23 protein-coding genes are annotated in these 19,545 nt (G+C 71.8%); 21 read left to right on the top strand and 2 right to left on the bottom strand.

Annotation, left to right across the window (positions count from 1 at the left end):
• Positions 1 to 20: 20 nt before the first annotated feature.
• Positions 21 to 1,610, bottom strand: coding sequence for an oxidoreductase (locus tag OG289_RS14475; protein WP_327314411.1), 1,590 nt, complete (start codon positions 1,608 to 1,610; stop codon positions 21 to 23).
• Between the two features lie 198 nt (positions 1,611 to 1,808).
• On the opposite strand from OG289_RS14475, the gene hisD reads away from it, so the two are divergent.
• From hisD to OG289_RS14425, 10 genes are all read left to right on the top strand, one after another.
• Positions 1,809 to 3,134 (top strand): histidinol dehydrogenase, encoded by a 1,326-nt coding sequence (gene hisD / locus OG289_RS14470; protein ID WP_327314410.1) that lies wholly within the window; start codon positions 1,809 to 1,811, stop codon positions 3,132 to 3,134.
• Complete coding sequence (locus OG289_RS14465; RefSeq protein WP_327314409.1) at positions 3,131 to 4,240, top strand: histidinol-phosphate transaminase; 1,110 nt, start codon at positions 3,131 to 3,133, stop codon at positions 4,238 to 4,240. Before hisD ends, OG289_RS14465 begins: the two co-directional genes overlap by 4 nt.
• The gene (gene hisB / locus OG289_RS14460) at positions 4,237 to 4,830 is read left to right on the top strand and encodes an imidazoleglycerol-phosphate dehydratase HisB (RefSeq protein WP_133910108.1); all 594 of its coding nucleotides are present in this window, start codon (positions 4,237 to 4,239) and stop codon (positions 4,828 to 4,830) included. Before OG289_RS14465 ends, hisB begins: the two co-directional genes overlap by 4 nt.
• A gap of 4 nt (positions 4,831 to 4,834) precedes the next feature.
• Positions 4,835 to 4,999: a hypothetical protein gene (locus tag OG289_RS14455; RefSeq protein WP_280889399.1), complete on the top strand. Its 165-nt coding sequence runs from the start codon at positions 4,835 to 4,837 to the stop codon at positions 4,997 to 4,999.
• Positions 4,990 to 5,640: an imidazole glycerol phosphate synthase subunit HisH gene (gene hisH / locus OG289_RS14450; protein WP_327314408.1), complete on the top strand. Its 651-nt coding sequence runs from the start codon at positions 4,990 to 4,992 to the stop codon at positions 5,638 to 5,640. Before OG289_RS14455 ends, hisH begins: the two co-directional genes overlap by 10 nt.
• Positions 5,637 to 6,371, top strand: a complete 735-nt coding sequence (priA, locus tag OG289_RS14445; protein ID WP_327314407.1) for a bifunctional 1-(5-phosphoribosyl)-5-((5-phosphoribosylamino)methylideneamino)imidazole-4-carboxamide isomerase/phosphoribosylanthranilate isomerase PriA — start codon at positions 5,637 to 5,639, stop codon at positions 6,369 to 6,371. Before hisH ends, priA begins: the two co-directional genes overlap by 4 nt.
• The gene (locus OG289_RS14440) at positions 6,368 to 6,763 is read left to right on the top strand and encodes a RidA family protein (RefSeq protein ID WP_327314406.1); all 396 of its coding nucleotides are present in this window, start codon (positions 6,368 to 6,370) and stop codon (positions 6,761 to 6,763) included. Before priA ends, OG289_RS14440 begins: the two co-directional genes overlap by 4 nt.
• Positions 6,760 to 7,515 carry an imidazole glycerol phosphate synthase subunit HisF gene (gene hisF / locus OG289_RS14435; protein WP_327314405.1) on the top strand — a complete coding sequence of 252 codons (756 nt, stop codon included), beginning with the start codon at positions 6,760 to 6,762 and terminating at the stop codon, positions 7,513 to 7,515. Before OG289_RS14440 ends, hisF begins: the two co-directional genes overlap by 4 nt.
• A gap of 132 nt (positions 7,516 to 7,647) precedes the next feature.
• The gene (locus tag OG289_RS14430; RefSeq protein ID WP_327314404.1) at positions 7,648 to 8,238 is read left to right on the top strand and encodes an ArsR/SmtB family transcription factor; all 591 of its coding nucleotides are present in this window, start codon (positions 7,648 to 7,650) and stop codon (positions 8,236 to 8,238) included.
• A gap of 12 nt (positions 8,239 to 8,250) precedes the next feature.
• The gene (locus OG289_RS14425) at positions 8,251 to 9,531 is read left to right on the top strand and encodes an MFS transporter (RefSeq protein ID WP_327314403.1); all 1,281 of its coding nucleotides are present in this window, start codon (positions 8,251 to 8,253) and stop codon (positions 9,529 to 9,531) included.
• Positions 9,532 to 9,781: 250 nt separating this feature from the next.
• Here the strand turns inward: OG289_RS14425 and OG289_RS14420 are convergent, their stop codons facing one another.
• Positions 9,782 to 10,417, bottom strand: a complete 636-nt coding sequence (locus OG289_RS14420) for a TIGR03085 family metal-binding protein (RefSeq protein WP_327314402.1) — start codon at positions 10,415 to 10,417, stop codon at positions 9,782 to 9,784.
• A gap of 169 nt (positions 10,418 to 10,586) precedes the next feature.
• Here OG289_RS14420 and hisI point away from each other — a divergent pair, with 169 nt between their 5' ends.
• The 11 genes from hisI (at position 10,587) to lgt (ending at position 19,538) form a co-directional block, all read left to right on the top strand.
• Positions 10,587 to 10,979 carry a phosphoribosyl-AMP cyclohydrolase gene (hisI, locus tag OG289_RS14415; protein WP_327314401.1) on the top strand — a complete coding sequence of 131 codons (393 nt, stop codon included), beginning with the start codon at positions 10,587 to 10,589 and terminating at the stop codon, positions 10,977 to 10,979.
• Between the two features lie 11 nt (positions 10,980 to 10,990).
• Positions 10,991 to 12,469, top strand: coding sequence for an anthranilate synthase component I (locus OG289_RS14410; protein ID WP_327314400.1), 1,479 nt, complete (start codon positions 10,991 to 10,993; stop codon positions 12,467 to 12,469).
• 83 nt (positions 12,470 to 12,552) lie between these two features.
• Entirely contained in the window at positions 12,553 to 13,203 is a 651-nt protein-coding gene (locus OG289_RS14405) for a TIGR02234 family membrane protein (protein ID WP_327314399.1), read from the top strand.
• A 144-nt stretch (positions 13,204 to 13,347) separates the two neighbouring features.
• On the top strand, positions 13,348 to 13,599 hold the full coding sequence (locus tag OG289_RS14400; protein WP_327314398.1) for an HGxxPAAW family protein: 252 nt from the start codon (positions 13,348 to 13,350) through the stop codon (positions 13,597 to 13,599).
• 79 nt (positions 13,600 to 13,678) lie between these two features.
• On the top strand, positions 13,679 to 14,113 hold the full coding sequence (locus OG289_RS14395; RefSeq protein ID WP_327314397.1) for a DUF2752 domain-containing protein: 435 nt from the start codon (positions 13,679 to 13,681) through the stop codon (positions 14,111 to 14,113).
• A gap of 121 nt (positions 14,114 to 14,234) precedes the next feature.
• Positions 14,235 to 15,044 carry an indole-3-glycerol phosphate synthase TrpC gene (gene trpC / locus OG289_RS14390; protein ID WP_327314396.1) on the top strand — a complete coding sequence of 270 codons (810 nt, stop codon included), beginning with the start codon at positions 14,235 to 14,237 and terminating at the stop codon, positions 15,042 to 15,044.
• A gap of 21 nt (positions 15,045 to 15,065) precedes the next feature.
• Positions 15,066 to 15,302 (top strand): tryptophan biosynthesis modulator TrpM, encoded by a 237-nt coding sequence (gene trpM, locus OG289_RS14385; protein WP_327314395.1) that lies wholly within the window; start codon positions 15,066 to 15,068, stop codon positions 15,300 to 15,302.
• A 65-nt stretch (positions 15,303 to 15,367) separates the two neighbouring features.
• Positions 15,368 to 16,657, top strand: coding sequence for a tryptophan synthase subunit beta (gene trpB / locus OG289_RS14380; RefSeq protein ID WP_327314394.1), 1,290 nt, complete (start codon positions 15,368 to 15,370; stop codon positions 16,655 to 16,657).
• A complete protein-coding gene (gene trpA, locus OG289_RS14375) occupies positions 16,654 to 17,472 on the top strand; it encodes a tryptophan synthase subunit alpha (protein WP_327314393.1) in 819 nt (272 codons plus the stop codon). The genes trpB and trpA overlap by 4 nt, the downstream gene beginning before the upstream one ends.
• Positions 17,473 to 17,560: 88 nt before the next feature.
• Positions 17,561 to 18,340, top strand: coding sequence for a DsbA family protein (locus tag OG289_RS14370; protein ID WP_327314392.1), 780 nt, complete (start codon positions 17,561 to 17,563; stop codon positions 18,338 to 18,340).
• A gap of 94 nt (positions 18,341 to 18,434) precedes the next feature.
• Positions 18,435 to 19,538 (top strand): prolipoprotein diacylglyceryl transferase, encoded by a 1,104-nt coding sequence (gene lgt / locus OG289_RS14365; protein ID WP_327314391.1) that lies wholly within the window; start codon positions 18,435 to 18,437, stop codon positions 19,536 to 19,538.
• Positions 19,539 to 19,545 lie beyond the last annotated feature (7 nt).

Genomic DNA, 19,545 nt, shown 5'->3' with positions numbered 1-19,545 from the left:
TCGGCCGGGTGTGGGCGCGATCAGCCCCGGCGCAGCAGCCGCGTCGCTCCCGCCGCCACCGTCGTCGCCAGGATCCAGCCGAGCAGGATCAGCGCCGCCGACAGCCACTGCCAGCCGCCGCGCAGCTGCCACTGGCCGACCTGCCCCAGGTCGATGACCGGCAGCAGCAGGTCGAGGGCGAAGAGGGCAGGGTTCCAGGGCGGGTGCCCGTCGCGGTCGACGGGCGGATGCGGCGCGTGCGCGAAGGCCAGGGAACTCGCCGCCCACAGCACCGCCATCCACACCGCCGCACGGCCCGGCCGGTACCCGTAGGCGACCGTCCAGTCCTGTACGTATCCCAGGAGCTTCGCGGCCGGCGGGAGGGTCTCGCGGCGGCGGCGCTGCTTGGCCAGCAGCACCTCGCGGGCGTCCTCGTCCTCCCCGCCGGCCCGCAGCACGCTCGCCAGCCGCTCGTACGGCTCCGGGGCGTACTCGGCGGTCGACGCGGCCACCCAGCGCAGCCGCTCGGCGAGCGGGAACGGGCCCTGCGGCACCAGGTTCTCGTACGCGAAGCCGCCCATGTGCAGATTGCCGGGGCCCGGCCAGGCGCTCGCCCGGTCCACCAGGTTGATCACCCGGGCGCCCGACAGCACCACCTTGCCGCGGCTCGGCCGCTCCCCGAGGAAGCGCAGCTCGGGCGTCTGCACCCGGCGCAGCGACAGCTCCTGGTCCTCCGTGAAGGTGAACCGGGCCCGCTCCAGGTCCACGGCGTCCCCGAACCGCCCGTCGTCCAGACGGACCCCGCCCCGGCACTCGAAGCGCTGGATGCGCGTCCCGCGCGCGGGGGTCGTGCCGCTCAGCGCCTGGCCGCCGACGCCGGCCGGGGTCAGGTACAGCGAGCGTTCCACGGTCAGCTGGGGCGCGTTCAGCGCGAGCCGGGTGTACGGGTTGGTCAGCCGTGCCCCGCGCAGGCTCAGCGACACGCCGATCTTGGCGCTGCGCAGACTCAGCTCGCCGTGCGACTCCAGCAGCTCCGCCTGGAGGTCCTGGCCGACCGTCAAGCCGTCGGCGGCGATCGAGCGGCCGGAGCGGTCGCGGTAGACGATCGCCTGGTTGAGCAGCAGGTCCGTGCCGATGTGCGCGTCGGTGAGCCGGACACCGTTGTGGAAGCGGCAGCGGGGCAGGTGCAGATCGCCCTCGGTGTGCACCCGGGCCGCCTCCAGGCGCGGCACCGAGCAGTCCACCATCCGCAGGGTCGTGAACCGCGCCTCCGGCACCAGCACCTCCCGCTCGAAGCGGCAGCGCTTCATCTCCACGTACGGCACGACCGTGCCGCCCGCGAGGTCCAGGGTGTCGCTGATCCGCACGCCGACCAGCTTCAGCGAGGACACCCGCCCGGCGAGCGCGGGCGGCCCGGCCAGCAGCAGCCAGGCGACGATCCGCGCCCGCACGGTCCGCGCCTCGCCCCACGGATGCCCGCCGTGCGGGTCGTCGACGACCGTGTCCCCGCTGCTCAGGTCGTACACGCTGCCGTTGCGGAAGGCCTGCCACATCCCGGCCTCCGCTGCGGTCAGGTCGTCCGGCAGATCCCCGGCGGCGTCCCCCGTACGGATGCCCGCCCCTTCGGTCACACGGCTCACCCCCTTCGTTACTCACAGGTTTCGCACGGCTGTTCATGCCCGCTGAGCAACCCCGCCAACGCCAGACGTGCTGTGTCTTCTGGGGGGACCCCCCCGAGCCCCCCTGATCTTCCGGGTTCCGGCCAGGTTCTGTATCAGCCATTGATACGCGCGGACGACCCCGGAGCCCGGTCTGAGAGAATTGACCGCGTGATCTCCCGAATCGATCTGCGCGGCGATGCCCTCCCCGAGGGCCCCGCCCTGCGCGACCTGCTGCCCCGAGCCGACTTCGACGTCTCGGCCGCCCTGGAGAAGGTGCGCCCGATCTGCGAGGCCGTGCATCATCGGGGCGACGCGGCGCTGATCGACTTCGCCGAGAAGTTCGACGGGGTGCGGCTGGAATCCGTACGGGTCCCGGCCCGGGCCATCGCCGACGCGCTGGAGCAGCTCGACCCGGCGGTGCGCGCGGCCCTGGAGGAGTCCATCCGCCGCGCCCGTCTCGTCCACCGCGAGCAGCGCCGGACGACGCACACGACCCAGGTCGTGCCCGGCGGCTCCGTGACCGAGAAGTGGCTGCCGGTCGAGCGGGTCGGGCTGTACGCGCCCGGCGGGCGCTCGGTCTATCCGTCCTCCGTGGTCATGAACGTCGTACCGGCCCAGGAGGCCGGCGTCGAGTCGATCGCGCTCGCCTCTCCGGCGCAGGCCGAGTTCGGCGGCCTTCCGCACCCGACGATCCTCGCCGCGTGCGCGCTGCTCGGCGTCGACGAGGTGTACGCCGCCGGGGGTGCGACCGCCGTCGCGATGTTCGCCTACGGCACCGAGTCCTGCGCGCCCGCCAACATGGTCACCGGCCCCGGCAACATCTGGGTCGCCGCCGCCAAGCGGTACTTCACCGGCAAGATCGGCATCGACGCCGAGGCCGGCCCGACCGAGATCGCGGTCCTCGCGGACTCCACCGCCGACCCGGTGCACGTCGCCGCCGACCTGATCAGCCAGGCCGAGCACGACCCGCTGGCGGCAGCGGTGCTGGTCACCGACTCCGTCGAGCTGGCGGACGCGGTCGAGAAGGAGCTGGAGCCGCAGGTCGCGGCGACCAAGCACATCGACGACCGGATCGTCCCGGCCCTCGAGGGCCGGCAGTCGGCGATCGTGCTCGTCGACGGGATCGACGAGGGCCTGCGGGTCGTCGACGCGTACGGCGCCGAGCACCTGGAGATCCAGACGGCCGACGCCGCCGCCGTGGCCGACCGGGTCAAGAACGCGGGCGCGATCTTCATCGGGCCCTGGGCGCCGGTGTCCCTGGGCGACTACGCGGCCGGGTCCAACCACGTGCTCCCGACGGGCGGCTGCGCCTGCCACTCCTCCGGGCTGTCCGTTCAGTCCTTCCTCAGGGGCATCCACATCGTCGACTACACGAAGGACGCGCTGGCCGAGGTCGCGCACCACGTGGTGACGCTGGCGGAGGCGGAGGACCTGCCGGCCCACGGGGCGGCGATCAAGGCGCGGTTCGACTGGAAGGTACCGACGAGCAAGTGAGCTTCGGAATCGACGATCTCCCCGTACGGGACGAGCTGCGCGGCGAGTCCCCCTACGGCGCGCCCCAGCTGGACGTCCCCGTACGGCTGAACACCAACGAGAACCCCTACCCGCTGCCCGAGCCGCTGGTCGAGCGGATCGTGGAGCGGGTGCGCGAGGCGGCCCGCAACCTCAACCGCTACCCCGACCGGGACGCGGTGGAGCTGCGCACGCGGCTCGCGAAGTACCTGACGGACACCGCCGGGTACGAGGTCGGGCTCGCCAACGTCTGGGCCGCCAACGGCTCCAACGAGGTCATCCAGCAGCTGCTGCAGACCTTCGGCGGACCCGGCCGGACGGCGATCGGCTTCGAGCCGTCGTACTCGATGCACGGGCTCATCGCGCGCGGCACGGGCACCGGATGGATCTCGGGTCCCCGGGGCGAGGACTTCACCATCGACCTCGTGGCGGCCGAGAAGGCCATCGCCGAGCACCGGCCCGACGTCGTCTTCATCACCACCCCCAACAACCCCACCGGCACCGCGGTCCCGGCCGAGACGGTCCTCGCGCTGTACGAGGCCGCGCAGGCCGCGGGGCCGTCGATGGTCTTCGTCGACGAGGCGTACATCGAGTTCAGCCACGGCGACTCGCTGCTGCCGCTGCTCGAAGGTCGGCCGAATCTCGTCGTCTCGCGGACGATGTCGAAGGCCTTCGGCGCGGCCGGCCTGCGCCTCGGCTACCTCGCCGCGCACCCGGCGGTCGTGGACGCCGTCCAGCTCGTCCGGCTGCCGTACCACCTGTCGGCCGTCACCCAGGCGACCGCGCTGGCCGCCCTGGAGCACACCGACACGCTGCTGAAGTACGTCGAGCAGCTGAAGTCGGAGCGGGACCGGCTGGTGAGCGAGCTGCTTGCGATCGGTTACGAGGTCACGGCGTCCGACGCCAACTTCGTGCAGTTCGGGCGGTTCGCCGACGCCCACGCCGTCTGGCAGCAGATCCTCGACCGGGGAGTCCTGGTCCGGGACAACGGCGTACCGGGCTGGCTGCGGGTCACCGCCGGAACCCCCGAAGAGAACGACGCGTTCCTCGACGCGGTCCGTGAAGTGAAGAAGGAGCAGAGCGCATGAGCCGCGTAGGACGTATAGAGCGGACGACGAAGGAGACCTCGGTCCTCGTCGAGATCAACCTCGACGGCACCGGCAAGGTCGACGTGTCGACCGGTGTCGGCTTCTACGACCACATGCTCGACCAGCTCGGCCGGCACGGTCTGTTCGACCTGACCGTGAAGACCGACGGCGACCTGCACATCGACTCGCACCACACCATCGAGGACACCGCCCTCGCGCTCGGCGCCGCCTTCAAGCAGGCCCTCGGCGACAAGGTGGGCATCTACCGCTTCGGCAACTGCACCGTCCCGCTGGACGAGTCCCTCGCCCAGGTGACCGTCGACCTCTCCGGCCGCCCGTATCTCGTGCACACCGAGCCCGAGAACATGGCGCCGATGATCGGCGAGTACGACACCACGATGACCCGGCACATCCTGGAGTCCTTCGTCGCCCAGGCGCAGATCGCGCTGCACGTGCACGTGCCGTACGGGCGCAACGCGCACCACATCGTGGAGTGCCAGTTCAAGGCGCTCGCCCGGGCCCTGCGCTACGCCTCCGAGCGTGACCCGCGCGCGGCCGGCATCCTCCCCTCCACGAAGGGCGCGCTGTAAAGCCATGACCGGACTGTCGACCATCCTGATCGTCGTCGGCCTCTTCCTGGCCGGCGGCATCTACTCCTTCGTCAAGCAGCAGATGCCGAAGAGCCTGATCGTGCTGCTCTCGATCGGCGCCGCGATGTGTCTCGTCGCGGGCGTGGTGCGGCTGGAGGTGTGGAATTGACCGGCGCAGCCAAGAAGGTCGTCGTCTTCGACTACGGCTTCGGCAACGTCCGCTCCGCCGAGCGTGCTCTTGCGCGCACCGGGGCGGAGGTCGAGATAACGCGTGACTTCGACACGGCCATGAACGCCGACGGGCTGCTGGTGCCCGGCGTCGGTGCCTTCGCCGCCTGTATGAAGGGCCTGAAGGAGGCTCGCGGCGACTGGATCATCGGCCGTCGGCTGTCCGGCGGACGCCCGGTGATGGGTATCTGTGTCGGCATGCAGATCCTGTTCGCGCGCGGCATCGAGCACGGCGTGGAGACCGAGGGCCTGGACGAGTGGCCCGGCGCGGTCGAGCCGCTCCAGGCCGAGATCGTGCCCCACATGGGCTGGAACACCGTGGACGCCCCGGCCGACTCCGAGCTGTTCGCCGGCCTGGACGCGGACGCGCGCTTCTACTTCGTGCACTCCTACGCCGTCCACGACTGGTCCCTGGACGTGCACAACCCGCTGATGCACGCTCCGAAGGTGACCTGGTCGACACACGGCAAGCCGTTCGTGGCCGCCGTGGAGAACGGCGCCCTGTGGGCCACGCAGTTCCACCCCGAGAAGTCCGGCGACGCCGGAGCCCAGCTCCTCACCAACTGGATCGGAACCCTGTGAGCAAGCTCGAACTCCTCCCCGCCGTCGACGTCCGCGACGGCCAGGCCGTCCGCCTCGTGCACGGCGAGTCGGGCACGGAGACTTCTTACGGTTCGCCCCTCGAGGCCGCCCTCGCCTGGCAGCGCTCGGGCGCCGAGTGGCTGCACCTGGTCGACCTGGACGCCGCGTTCGGCACCGGCGACAACCGCGCGCTGATCGCCGAGGTGGCCGAACGCATGAAAGAACTGCACATCAAGGTGGAGCTGTCCGGCGGCATCCGCGACGACGACACCCTCGCCGCCGCCCTGGCCACCGGCTGCACCCGGGTGAACCTGGGCACGGCCGCCCTGGAGACGCCCGAGTGGGTCGCCAAGGTCATCGCCGAGCACGGCGACAAGATCGCTGTCGGCCTCGACGTCCGCGGCACGACCCTGCGCGGCCGTGGCTGGACCCGGGACGGCGGTGACCTCTACGAGACGCTGGAGCGCCTCGACAAGGAGGGCTGCGCGCGGTACGTCGTCACCGACATCGCCAAGGACGGCACGCTCCAGGGCCCGAACCTGGAGCTGCTGAAGAACGTGTGCGCGGCGACGGACCGGCCCATCGTGGCGTCGGGCGGCGTGTCGTCCCTCGACGACCTGCGGGCCATCGCCGAACTGGTGCCCCTCGGCGTCGAGGGCTCCATCGTCGGGAAGGCCCTGTACGCCAAGGCGTTCACCTTGGAAGAGGCCCTGGAAGCGGTGGCCCGGTGAGCGACGTACGACGCCTCGCGACGGGCGCGCCCTGGGAGGAGACCTTCGGCTACTCCCGCGCGGTCGAGCTGCCGAACGGGCTGGTGCTGGTCTCCGGCTGCACGTCGATAGTGGACGGTGAGATCGCCGGGGGCGGCCCCTACGAGCAGACGGTCAACGCCTTCAACGTCGCGTTCGCGGCGCTGGAGCAACTGGGTCTCGGGCGTGACGACGTGGTGCGGACGCGCATGTACATCACCCACGCGCGGGACGTGGACGACGTCGGACGCGCCCACAAGGAGCTGTTCGACTCCGTCCGGCCCGCCGCATCCATGATCATCGTCTCCGGCTTCGTGGACCCGAGTCTGGTCGTCGAGGTCGAGGTGGAGGCGTTCCGAGGGGTGCAGTCATGACCCTGGCGGTGCGAGTCATCCCCTGCCTGGACGTGGACAACGGCCGGGTCGTCAAGGGCGTCAACTTCCAGAACCTGCGCGACGCGGGCGACCCCGTCGAGATGGCCAAGGTCTACGACGCCGAGGGCGCCGACGAGCTGACGTTCCTGGACATCACCGCCTCGTCGGGCAACCGCGAGACCACGTACGACGTGGTGCGCCGCACCGCCGAACAGGTGTTCATCCCGCTCACCGTCGGCGGCGGGGTGCGTACGCCCGAGGACGTCGACAAGCTGCTGCGGGCGGGCGCCGACAAGGTCGGCGTGAACACTGCGGCGATCGCCCGCCCGGAGCTGATCAAGGAGATCGCCGAGCGGTTCGGCAGCCAGGTGCTGGTGCTGTCGGTGGACGCCCGGCGGACCCCTTCGGGGAGCTTCGAGGTGACCACTCACGGCGGTCGCAAGGGCACCGGCATCGACGCGATCGAGTGGGCGCACCGGGCGGCCGAGCTGGGCGCGGGCGAGATCCTGCTCAACTCGATGGACGCCGACGGCACCAAGGACGGCTACGACCTGGAGATGATCGCCGCCGTGCGGGGGCACGTGACGGTCCCGGTGATCGCCTCCGGCGGCGCCGGCCGGCTCGCCGACTTCCCGCCGGCCGTCGAGGCGGGTGCGGACGCGGTGCTGGCCGCGTCGGTGTTCCACTTCGGGGACCTGCGGATCGGGGAAGTGAAGGACGCCCTGCGGCGCGCGGGGCACCCGGTGCGATGACGCCTGGAGGCGTGTGGTGACGTGAGGCAAGCCCCGGCCGCCTGGTGGTCGGGGCTTACTCATGACGGGATACGAAAGAGAAGTTGCGCAAAATAGATTGCGCAACTTTTCTTTCGTATCTACCGTGGTGGCATGACAGGCAAGGAGAGAGACCGCCGGATCACGGACCTGGGCACGCTCAAGGCGCTCGCCCACCCCCTGCGGATGAAGCTGTACCGGGGGCTGACGGTCGCCCGGGTCGCCACCGCCTCCCAGCTCGCCGAGCAGGTCGACGAGGCCGTCTCGCTGGTCAGCTACCACCTGCGCAAGCTCGCCGAGCACGGCCTGATCGAGGAGGCCCAGCCGCAGAGCGGGGACGGCCGCGAACGCTGGTGGCAGCTCGCCTCCGACGGAGTGAGCATCCGCGACGAGGACTTCCGCGACGCCCCGGAGAAGGCGGCCGCCCACACGGCGGCCAGCAGGTTCTTCGCCGAACAGCGCATGGACATGTACCGGCGCTGGCTGGACGAGCGGGCCCACTGGGGCCCCGAGTGGAACCGGGCCGCCGAGTCCGCCGAGGCCACGGTGCGCCTCACGGCGGACGAACTGGCCGAGCTCAACAAGGAGATGCTCGCGCTCCTGCGCAAGTACGACGAGCAGGGCCGGGCCGCCGACGCCGCAGGCGACACCGAAGGCCGCGAGAACGTCTCGGTGCACACGTACGCGTTCCCGTTCCGGATCTGAGAGAGGCCGCCCGTGACTGTCACCGCGCACGAGACCGCTCAACCGATCGCGCCCGAGCTCCCCGCCCACCGCGACCCCAACGTGCTGCGCTGGCTCGCCGCCTACACCGCCTCGATGGTCGGCGACAGCGTCTACTACATCGCCCTGTCGTGGGCCGCCGTGCAGGCCGGTACACCCTCACAGGCCGGGCTCGTGATGACGGCGAGCGCCGTGCCACGGGCCCTGCTGATGCTGGGCGGGGGAGTGATCGCCGACCGGCTGGGACCGCGCCGGGTCGTCATCGGCAGCGACGCCGTGCGCTGCGCGGCCGTCCTCGCCGTGGCCGCGCTGCTGTACGCGACCGCCCCCGGCCTGTGGGCGCTGGCCCTGCTGGCGCTGGTCTTCGGTGCCGTCGACGCCGTGTTCGTGCCGGCCGTGGGCGCCCTGCCCGCGCGCGTGACGCGTCGTGATCAGCTCGCGCGCGTGCAGGGCATGCGGGGACTGGCGATCCGGTTCGCGAGCGTCGTAGGCGCCCCGCTCGGCGGCCTCGGCGTGGCGGCGGGCGGGGCGGCGGCCGCGTTCGGGCTCGCCGGGCTGCTCATCGCGGTGTCGGTGCCCCTGCTGCTCTGCGTGCGGATACGAGACCTTCCGCCGGACGACGCCGACGACGCCGACGACGCCGACGGCACAGGCGCGCGGAACGCGACCGCCTGGGCCGACCTGGTGGCCGGTCTGGGGTACATCCGCCGCCACCGTGTCCTCGCCCCGCTGATGGCGGCCATCGCCCTCGGCGACCTCGGTTTCGTCGGACCGCTCAACGTGGGCCTGACCCTGCTGGCCGACGAACGCGGATGGGGGGCCTCCGGCATGGGCTGGGTGCTCTGCGGGTTCGGCGTCGGCGCGGGCGCCGCTTCGCTGCTGCTGACCCTGCGGGGGCGACTCCCGCGCGCCGGGCAGGTGGCCGGCTGGTCGATCCTGGCGGGTTCGCTGGCCATCGGCGCCCTCGCGTACGCGCCGACGGTCGCCGCCGCCGTCGGCACGGCCCTGCTGATCGGGCTCCTCGCCGGCCTCAGCGGCGCCCTGTGCGGCGCGCTGCTGCAGACCCAGGCCGACCCCGCGTACCTGGGCCGCGTCACCGCCGTCTCCAGCCTCGTCAGCCTCGGTCTCACACCGCTCAGCATGCCGCTGTCGGCCGCGGCCATCGGCGCCTGGGGCACCGGCCCCGTGTTCGTCGTCAGCGCCGCGGTCTGCGGACTCGGCGGGATCGTGGCCCTGTGCGTCCCCGGTCTGCGCCGCGCCGAACTCCCGCGCTGACCTCGCCCGCCTTCCCTCTGCGGCCTCTCTGTGGCCTTCCTGGCCTTCCCGGCCTCGTTCCTACGGCTGAGCCGGCCGCACCAGGTTGCCCACCGTGTCGCCCAGGACGGCCGTCACGGACGGCCCCTGCTCCTGCGGCGCCTGCGTGAAAGGTTCTGCTGGGCCCCTTCGGGCGTGCCCCAAGGGGCCCAGCGGCGTGCCACCGCCGAGATCCATGTGCAGACGCGTCTCGAAGCCCGGGGCCCGCCTGTCAGATCCCGAGCTGCTTGCCGCTGTGCAGCTTGGCGATCGCGTCCTCCTCGCCCACGAGCTCCACCTTGGCGGCGCTCTGCCGGCCGTACAGGAACAGCAGCAGCTCCGACGGCTCCCCGGTCGCCGTCACCACCGGCGTGCCCCGGTTGGCGACCGCCGTACGGCCGTCCGCGCGGCGCAGAACCAGGCCCGTCGGGGTGCCGCGGCCCATCAGGCGGGCGGTGCGCTCCAGCCGGGACCACAGGGCGTCCTGGAAGACCGGGTCGAGCTCACGCGGCGCCCAGTCCGGCTGGGCGCGGCGGACGTCCTCGGTGTGGACGTAGAACTCGATCGTGTTCGACGCCTCGTCGATCTGCTTGAGCTGGAAGGGCGAGAAGCGCGGCGGGCCGGTCCTGATCAGCTGGATGAGCTCCTCGTACGGCTTGGCCGCGAACTCCTCCATCACCTTGTCCAGACGGGACGCGAGCTGCTTGATCAGGATGCCGCCGGCGGCGTCCGGGCGGCGCTCGCGCACCACCACGTGCGCGGCGAGGTCCCGGGTCCGCCAGCCCTCGCAGAGGGTCGGCGCCTCGGGACCCGCGGTCTCCAAGAGGTCGGCGAGCAGAAGCCGTTCACGCTTGGCGAAAGTCGACATGCAGTCAGCCTACGGCGGTGGCGTGAGTCCGCCCACCCGTCGCCCGGCCACCACCCCTCACCGACGCTCCCCCAGAGCCGGGGGCCTGGGGGACCCCCATCGCGCCGCCCCCTTCCAATCAGTGGACACCACCCGGTCACTGTCAGTGGCACGCGGCAGAATGGCACCCATGACCAGCACGCCTCCGCCCAGCAGCCTGGACCCCGAGATCGCCGCGCGCCTCAAGCGCAGCGCCGACGGGCTCGTCCCCGCCATCGCCCAGCAGTACGACACCGGTGAGGTGCTCATGCTCGGCTGGATGGACGACGAGGCGCTGCACCGCACGCTCACCACCGGCCGCTGCACCTACTGGTCGCGCAGCCGCCGGGAGTACTGGGTCAAGGGCGACACTTCCGGCCACTTCCAGTGGGTCAAGTCGGTCGCTCTGGACTGCGACGCCGACACCGTGCTCGTCAAGGTCGACCAGGTCGGCGCCGCCTGCCACACCGGCGCGCGCACCTGCTTCGACGCCGATGTCCTGATCGAGAACGCCGATTCCGGCGTACCGGCCTCGGATCAGTAAGGTCAGCCGCCATGGACCTCGAGACGTTCCGCAAGCTGGCCGGCGACCGCCGTGTCATTCCGGTCACCCGCAAGCTCCTCGCCGACGGCGACACCCCGGTCGCGCTCTACCGCAAGCTCGCCGCCGAGCGCACCGGCACCTTCCTGCTGGAGTCCGCGGAGAACGGCCGCTCCTGGTCCCGGTACTCCTTCGTCGGCGTCCGCAGCGCCGCCACGCTCACCGCGTTCGACGGCCAGGCCCACTGGCTCGGCACCCCGCCCGTCGGCGTCCCCACGGACGGCGACCCGCTCGCCGCCCTGCGCGCCACCATCGAGGCCCTGCACACCCCCCACCAGGAGGGCATGCCGCCGTTCACCGGCGGCATGGTCGGCTACCTCGGCTACGACATCGTGCGCCGTCTGGAGAAGATCGGCCCCGGCGAGCGCGACGACCTCAAGCTGCCCGAACTGACCATGCTCCTGACCAGCGACCTCGCCGTCATGGACCACTGGGAGGGCTCCGTCCTGCTGATCGCCAACGCGATCAACCACAACGACCTCGACACGGGCGTCGACGAGGCCTACGCGGACGCGGTCGCCCGCCTGGACGCCATGGAGGCGGACCTGTCCCGCGCGGTCGCCCAGCCGCCCGCCGTGCTCCCGCCCTCCGAGCTCCCCGAGTACACCGCGCTCTGGGGCGGCCCCGACTTCCAGCGCGCCGTCGAGGACGTCAAGGAGCGCATCCGCGCGGGCGAGGCCTTCCAGGTCGTCCCGTCCCAGCGCTTCGAGACCCCGTGCACGGCAACCGCGTTGGACGTGTACCGGGTGCTGAGGGCCACCAACCCCTCCCCGTACATGTACCTGTTCCGCTTCGACGGCTTCGATGTCGTGGGGTCCAGCCCCGAGGCGCTCGTCAAGGTCGCGGACGGACAGGCCATGGTCCACCCCATCGCCGGCACCCGGCACCGCGGGGCCACCCCGCAGGAGGACCAGGCCCTCGCCGACGAACTGCTCGCCGACCCCAAGGAACGCGCCGAGCACCTCATGCTGGTCGACCTGGGCCGCAACGACCTGGGGCGGGTCTGCGAGCCGGGCTCGGTCGAGGTCGTCGACTTCATGTCCGTCGAGCGGTACTCGCACGTCATGCACATCGTCTCCACGGTCACCGGCAAGGTCGCGACGGGCCGCACCGCGTTCGACGTCCTCACCGCGTGCTTCCCCGCCGGCACCCTCTCCGGCGCCCCCAAGCCGCGCGCCATGCAGATCATCGACGAACTGGAGCCGTCCCGCCGCGGCCTGTACGGCGGCTGCGTGGGCTATCTGGACTTCGCGGGCGACTCCGACACCGCCATCGCCATCCGCACCGCCCTGCTGCGCGACGGCACGGCCTACGTCCAGGCCGGCGCGGGCATCGTCGCCGACTCCGACCCGGTCGCCGAGGACCAGGAGTGCCGCAACAAGGCCGCGGCGGTCCTGCGCGCCGTCCACACGGCCAACCGGCTCGGAGAGTAGGGCGCTTTCCGGACGACCTCCCGCACAATAGGACGCGTCTCACGTGAGCCCCGGGTGACGGTTCGCCCGGGGTTCAGGCGATAGTGGGGTACGTGACTGCTGTTCCTCACTCCCGATCCGCATCCGACGCCGCCGCCCGGTCCGGCCGCCGGAGCCTCGCCGTCGCCCTGCTGTGCGGTGCGCTGGGCGCGGCCGTGGCCCTGCTGGCCACCCGACAGCGCTGGTCGGAGGGCACGGCGACGGTGGCCGGCGGCGCCTTCCCCCTGACCGCCAAGGGCAGTGACGTCACGGGCGTGCCCGCGGCGCTCGCCATAGTGGGCCTCGCCGCGCTCGTCGCCGTCTTCGCCGTCCGCAGGGCCGGCCGCTTCGCGGTCTCCGCCCTCCTCGCGCTCTCCGGCGCCGGGATCACGACCGCCGCCCTGCTCGGCGCGTCCGACGGCTCCGCGCTCGACGAGCAGGCCGCGAAGGTCTCCGGCGACACCTCGGCCACCGTCGCCTCCTTCAGCCATACCGCCTGGCCCTACGCGGCGGCCGTGGGCGGCGCCCTGATCCTCCTGGCCGGCCTGCTGGCGCTGCGCTACGGCCGCCTGTGGCCCGCCATGTCCGGCCGCTACGAACGCGACGGCACCCCGCGCCCCCGGCGCGCACCCGGGCCCGTCGACCCCGACCGGCCCGAGGACATGTGGAAGGCCCTGGACCGCGGCGAGGACCCGACGGGCATGGACCCGGCCTGACCAGGTCGCCGTCTCCGGTTCCCGATGTGGTGAATCAGACGCGACCGGATCCCACCCCCGCGTCCGGTACGCGTGTGCGTACGGGACAATGGACGACGAGCGTCCGGCTCGGACGGACACAGAGACAGCAATGAGGAGCAAGTCATGGCGGGCAGCAGCCACGGACACACCCCGGCCGCCTGGACCGGTGTCACCATCGCCTTCATCGGTTTCACCGTCGCGGGCATGTTCATGGTGATGGCCGAGCCGCTCGGCTTCTGGGCCGGCATGGCGATCGTGGTCCTCGGCGGTGTCGTCGGCGTCGCCATGCGCGCCGCGGGCCTGGGCCAGCCGAAGGAAGCGCACCCGGTGCACCGGGTCGCGGCGACCCCCGAGCCGGCGAGCGTCGAGGGCTGAGTCCCGTACGACGTCGTGAGGGGCGGCCGGTGCGCAACCGGCCGCCCCTCACGCGCGCGTGGCGCCCCGTCGGGGCACAATGCGAGGCGTGAACACCGACAGCCAGAGGGTGACGTCTACCACCCTGGGACGACTCGCCGTGCCCGCCGGGATCCTCGCGGCCGTCGTCGGCGCCTTCGCCTACGTCGGGACCGTCGACCCCAACGAGCCCGGCCACTACCCGGTCTGCCCGCTCCTGCGCTACACGGGCCTGTACTGCCCCGGATGCGGCGGCCTGCGCAGCGCCCACGCCTTCGTGCACGGGGACTTCCAGGCCGCCCTCCAGGACAACGCGATGGCCGTCGCCGCCTACCTGGGCTTCGCGGTGGTGTGGACCGTCTGGGTGGTCCGCGTGGCGCGCGGACGCCGCGTGCGCGTCGACCTCACCTCGGTGCAGCTCTGGGCACTGGGCGCGTCGCTGCTGGTCTTCACGGTTGTCCGGAACACGCCGTTCGGCGGCTGGCTACATCCTTGATCAACCGGCGAATGTCCAGGTAGTGGGACCGCCGTCAACCGGATGTGAGGCCTTCGCCTTCCTCCGGATACCATCACAGTGACCATCGTGTTCCACCGGTTGCCGGAAGGGGGCCGCTCGCGTGAGTGTGCTCGACGAGATCATCGACGGAGTCCGTGCCGACCTCGCGGAGCGGCAGGCGCGCGTCAGCCTCGACGAGCTCAAGGAGCGCGCGGCGAAGGCCCCTGCCGCCAAGGACGGTGTGGCCGCCCTCCGCGGCGACGGCGTCAAGGTCATCTGCGAGGTCAAGCGCTCCAGCCCGTCCAAGGGCGCGCTGGCCGCCATCGCCGACCCCGCCGGCCTGGCCGCCGACTACGAGGCGGGCGGCGCGGCCGTCATCTCCGTCCTCACCGAACAGCGCCGCTTCGGCGGCTCGCTGGCCGACCTCGAAGCGGTGCGCGCGCGCGTGGACATCCCCGTGCTGCGCAAGGACTTCATCGTCACCTCGTACCAGCTGTGGGAGGCCCGCGCATACGGTGCCGACCTCGCGCTGCTCATCGTGGCAGCCCTCGAGCAGTCGGCCCTGGAGTCGCTGATCGAGCGCGCCGTCTCCATCGGCCTCACCCCGCTCGTCGAGGTCCACGACGAGGACGAGGTGGAGCGCGCTGTCGACGCGGGCGCCAAGGTCATCGGTGTCAACGCGCGCAACCTGAAGACCCTCGAGGTCGACCGCGGCACCTTCGAGCGCGTCGCCCCCGAGATCCCCGCCCACATCGTCAAGATCGCCGAGTCCGGCGTCCGGGGCCCGCACGACCTCATCGCGTACGCCAACGCCGGCGCCGACGCGGTGCTGGTCGGCGAGTCCCTGGTGACGGGCCGCGACCCCAAGACGGCGGTCGCCGACCTGGTGGCGGCGGGCGAACACCCCGCACTGCGCCACGGCCGCGGCTGATCTCCCGCTAGGCTTGCCCCGATGACTCCGACGACCCCCGCGACCGCCACGGACCGGTACGCCCGCCTCGCGCGCGGCTGCCGCCCCCGTGGCTGCCGCGCGCCCGCACGGCGCGTACACGGTCGACGGGTGCGGTACGTCATCGGGGACGAACCCGGGCAGGTCAACGGCATGCGATGGCCGACCTGTACGGGGCGCGGGGCTCTGTCCGATCCGCGGCTGCCGCCGCGCGGGCGCGACCAGGCACACACGGCCTGAGGCCGTCCGACGAGCTCCGCCCCCACGGCGATTGGTTTTCACACAACTCACCGTGAGGTTTCCGCATGCCCAGCGAGTTCTTCATCCCCGACCCCGAGGGCCAAGTCCCCACCACCGAGGGCTACTTCGGCGCGTTCGGCGGCAAGTTCATCCCGGAGGCCCTCGTCGCCGCCGTCGACGAGGTGGCCGTCGAGTACGACAAGGCCAAGCACGACCCCGAGTTCGCCCGCGAGCTCGACGACCTGCTCGTCCACTACACGGGACGGCCCAGCTCCCTCACCGAGGTGCCGCGGTTCGCCGAACACGCCGGTGGCGCCCGGGTGTTCCTCAAGCGCGAGGATCTCAACCACACCGGCTCCCACAAGATCAACAACGTGCTCGGCCAGGCGCTGCTCACCAAGCGCATGGGCAAGACGCGCGTGATCGCCGAGACCGGCGCCGGACAGCACGGCGTGGCCACGGCCACCGCCTGCGCCCTGTTCGGGCTCGAGTGCACGATCTACATGGGCGAGATCGACACCCAGCGCCAGGCCCTCAACGTGGCCCGGATGCGCATGCTGGGCGCCGAGGTCGTGGCCGTGAAGTCCGGCAGCCGCACCCTGAAGGACGCCATCAACGAGGCGTTCCGCGACTGGGTCGCCAACGTCGACCACACCCACTACCTGTTCGGCACGGTCGCGGGACCGCACCCCTTCCCGGCGATGGTCCGCGACTTCCACCGCGTCATCGGCGTCGAGGCCCGCCGCCAGATCCTGGAGCGCGCCGGACGGCTGCCCGACGCCGCCGTCGCCTGCGTAGGTGGTGGCTCCAACGCCATCGGCCTCTTCCACGCCTTCATCCCGGACGCCTCCGTCCGGCTGATCGGCTGCGAGCCGGCAGGCCACGGCATCGAGACCGGCGAGCACGCGGCGACGCTGACCGCGGGCGAGCCGGGCATCCTGCACGGTTCCCGCTCCTACGTCCTGCAGGACGACGAGGGCCAGATCACCGAGCCGTACTCCATCTCGGCGGGCCTGGACTATCCGGGCATCGGCCCCGAGCACTCGTACCTCAAGGACACCGGCCGCGGCGAGTACCGCGCGGTCACCGACGACGCGGCCATGCAGGCGCTGCGTCTGCTGTCGCGCACCGAGGGCATCATCCCGGCCATCGAGAGCGCGCACGCGCTGGCCGGTGCCCTGGAGGTCGGCAAGGAGCTCGGCAAGGACGGGCTGATCATCGTCAACCTGTCCGGCCGCGGCGACAAGGACATGGACACCGCCGCCCGCTACTTCGGGCTGTACGACAACGGCGTGGACGCCGAGGTTGCGGCGGGCGCCGCCGGCACCGCCGAGATCGAGGGGGACGCCAAGTGAGCGGGAACATTCAGCTGCTGTCGGACACCCTCGCGGCGGCCAGGGCCGAGGGCCGTTCCGCCCTCATCGCCTACCTTCCGGCCGGGTTCCCGACCGTGGACGGCGGCATCGAGGCGATCAAGGCCGTCATCGACGGCGGCGCCGACGTCGTCGAGGTGGGTCTGCCGCACAGCGACCCCGTCCTCGACGGCCCGGTCATCCAGACCGCCGACGACATCGCCCTGCGCGGCGGGGTGCGCATCGCGGACGTCATGCGCACGGTCCGCGAGGCGTTCGAGGCCACCGGGAAGCCGATCCTCGTCATGACCTACTGGAACCCCATCGACCGCTACGGCGTCGAGCGGTTCACCGCCGAGCTGGCCGAGGCGGGCGGCGCGGGCTGCATCCTGCCCGACCTGCCGGTGCAGGAGTCGGCACTGTGGAGGGAGCACGCCGAGAAGCACGGCCTCGCGACGGTCTTCGTCGTGGCGCCGAGCAGCAAGGACGCGCGGCTCGCGCAGATCACCGAGGCGGGCAGCGGCTTCGTCTACGCGGCCTCGCTGATGGGTGTCACCGGCACCCGTGAGTCGGTGGGCGCGCAGGCCCATGACCTGGTCGAGCGGACCCGGGCCACCGGCACCGGCCTGCCCGTCTGCGTCGGCCTCGGCGTCTCCGACGCCAGGCAGGCCGCCGAGGTGGCCGGCTTCGCCGACGGCGTGATCGTCGGCTCGGCCTTCGTCAAGCGGATGCTGGAAGCGCCGGACGACGCGGCCGGCGTCGAGGCCGTGCGCGCGCTCGCGGGCGAGCTGGCCAAGGGCGTGCGCGGACAGGCGTAACGGATCGGGACATTTCATACAGGTCACTCGAACGGGTGGACCTGGGGTCGGGGAGGCGCAATGCGCCTCCCCGGTTCGTTCTGGGGGTGTGAGCGAGAAGAATCGTGCGGGAAAGCGCACCGCCAGGGAGCGGCTGGCGGTCGAGCGAGAGAAGCAGAAGGCGGCGGAACGGCGGCGACGGACGCTGATCGTCGCGTCGAGCGTCATCTGCGTCCTGGGCCTGGCGGCGGTGATCGGCGTCGTCGCCGCGAACTCCGGCAAGGACGACGGCAGCAGTGACAAGGCGGGCCCGGTCGTGGCGCCCTCCGGGGCCAACGGCAAGGACGCCCTGACGGTCCCCGTCGGCCAGGAGAGCGCGAAGTCCACGCTGACGGTGTGGGAGGACTTCCGCTGCCCGGCCTGCAAGGCCTTCGAGTCGGCGTACCGCACCACGATCCACGAGCTGACGGACGCCGGAAAGCTCAAGGTCGAGTACCACCTGGCCACCCTCATCGACGGCAACATGGGCGGCAGCGGCTCCCGAGACGCGGCGAACGCGGCGGCCTGCGCCCAGGACGCCGGAAAGTTCCAGGCCTACCACGACGTTCTCTACGAGAACCAGCCGGAGGAAACGAAGGACACCTACGCCAAGAGCAGCAAGCTCCTCGAGCTCGCGGCCAAGGTCGACGGCCTGGACACGCCCGCGTTTCGCACCTGTGTCGAGGACGGCACGCACAACAGCTGGGTCGTGAAGTCCAACCAGGCCTTCCAGAACGGCCACTTCGGCGGTACCCCGACCGTGCTGTTCAACGGCAAGAACATCTACGCGGACCAGTCGATGACGCCGGCGAAGCTGAAGCAGATGGTGGAGGAGGCCGACAAAGGGTGACGAGGGGTAAGGCCCATTCACACCCGCCCGTTATGGAGCCGTAGCCGGGCTGCCTGCCGTCGGCCCGGTCCGGCACGGTAGCGTCGACCTTGCCATGGAACTTGCCTACATTCCCAGCCCGTCGCACGGGGTGCTGTACCTCGGCCCCATTCCGCTGCGCGGCTACGCGTTCTGCATCATCATCGGCGTCTTCGTCGCGGTCTGGCTCGGCAACAGGCGCTGGGTCGCCCGGGGCGGGCAGGCCGGAACGGTGGCCGACATCGCCGTCTGGGCGGTGCCCTTCGGGCTGGTCGGCGGCCGGCTCTACCACGTGATCACGGACTACGAGCTGTACTTCAGCGAGGGCCGCGACTGGGTGGACGCCTTCAAGGTCTGGGAGGGCGGCCTCGGCATCTGGGGCGCGATCGCGCTCGGCGCGGTGGGCGCGTGGATCGGCTGTCGTCGCCGGGGCATCGCCCTGCCCGCGTACGCCGACGCCATCGCGCCCGGCATCGCCCTCGCCCAGGCGATCGGCCGCTGGGGCAACTGGTTCAACCAGGAGCTGTACGGCAAGGAGACCGACCTCCCCTGGGCCCTGCACATCACGTCCTCGGCGGACGGCCGGGTGCCCGGCTACTACCACCCGACGTTCCTCTACGAGTCGCTGTGGTGCGTCGGCGTCGCCCTCCTCGTCCTCTGGGCCGACCGGCGCTTCAAGCTGGGGCACGGGCGGGCCTTCGCGCTGTACGTCGCCGCGTACTGCGTGGGCCGCGCGTGGATCGAGTACATGCGCGTCGACGACGCCCACCACATCCTGGGCCTGAGGCTGAACGACTGGACCGCGCTGGTCGTGTTCCTGCTCGCGGTGACGTACCTCGTGGTCTCGGCGAAGAAGCGGCCGGGGCGCGAGGCGGTCGTGGAGCCGGGTGCCTCCGGCGGTGAAGGTGCCTCCGGCGGTGAGGCCGAGGAGGTCTCCGGGGACGAGGGCAAGTCGGAGGACGCGACCAAGGATGAGTCCGAGGTCAAAGCCAAGGACGAGGCCAAGGCCAAGGACGAGGCCAAGGCCAAGGATGAGTCCGAGGCCAAGGTCAAGGTCAAGGATGAGTCCGAGGTCAAGGACGACGGCGGCGCCGGAGCGAAGGGCGCGGCCGAGGCGGAGGCTTCTGAGGTGAAGACCGAGGTCAAGGACGAAGCCGAGTCGGCCGGTAAGAAGAGCTGACGGCTGA

Source organism: Streptomyces sp. NBC_01235 (assembly GCF_035989285.1).
Taxonomy (GTDB): domain Bacteria; phylum Actinomycetota; class Actinomycetes; order Streptomycetales; family Streptomycetaceae; genus Streptomyces.
Note: the sequence above shows the minus strand (reverse complement) of the source record. Positions and strands in the feature narration are given on the sequence as shown.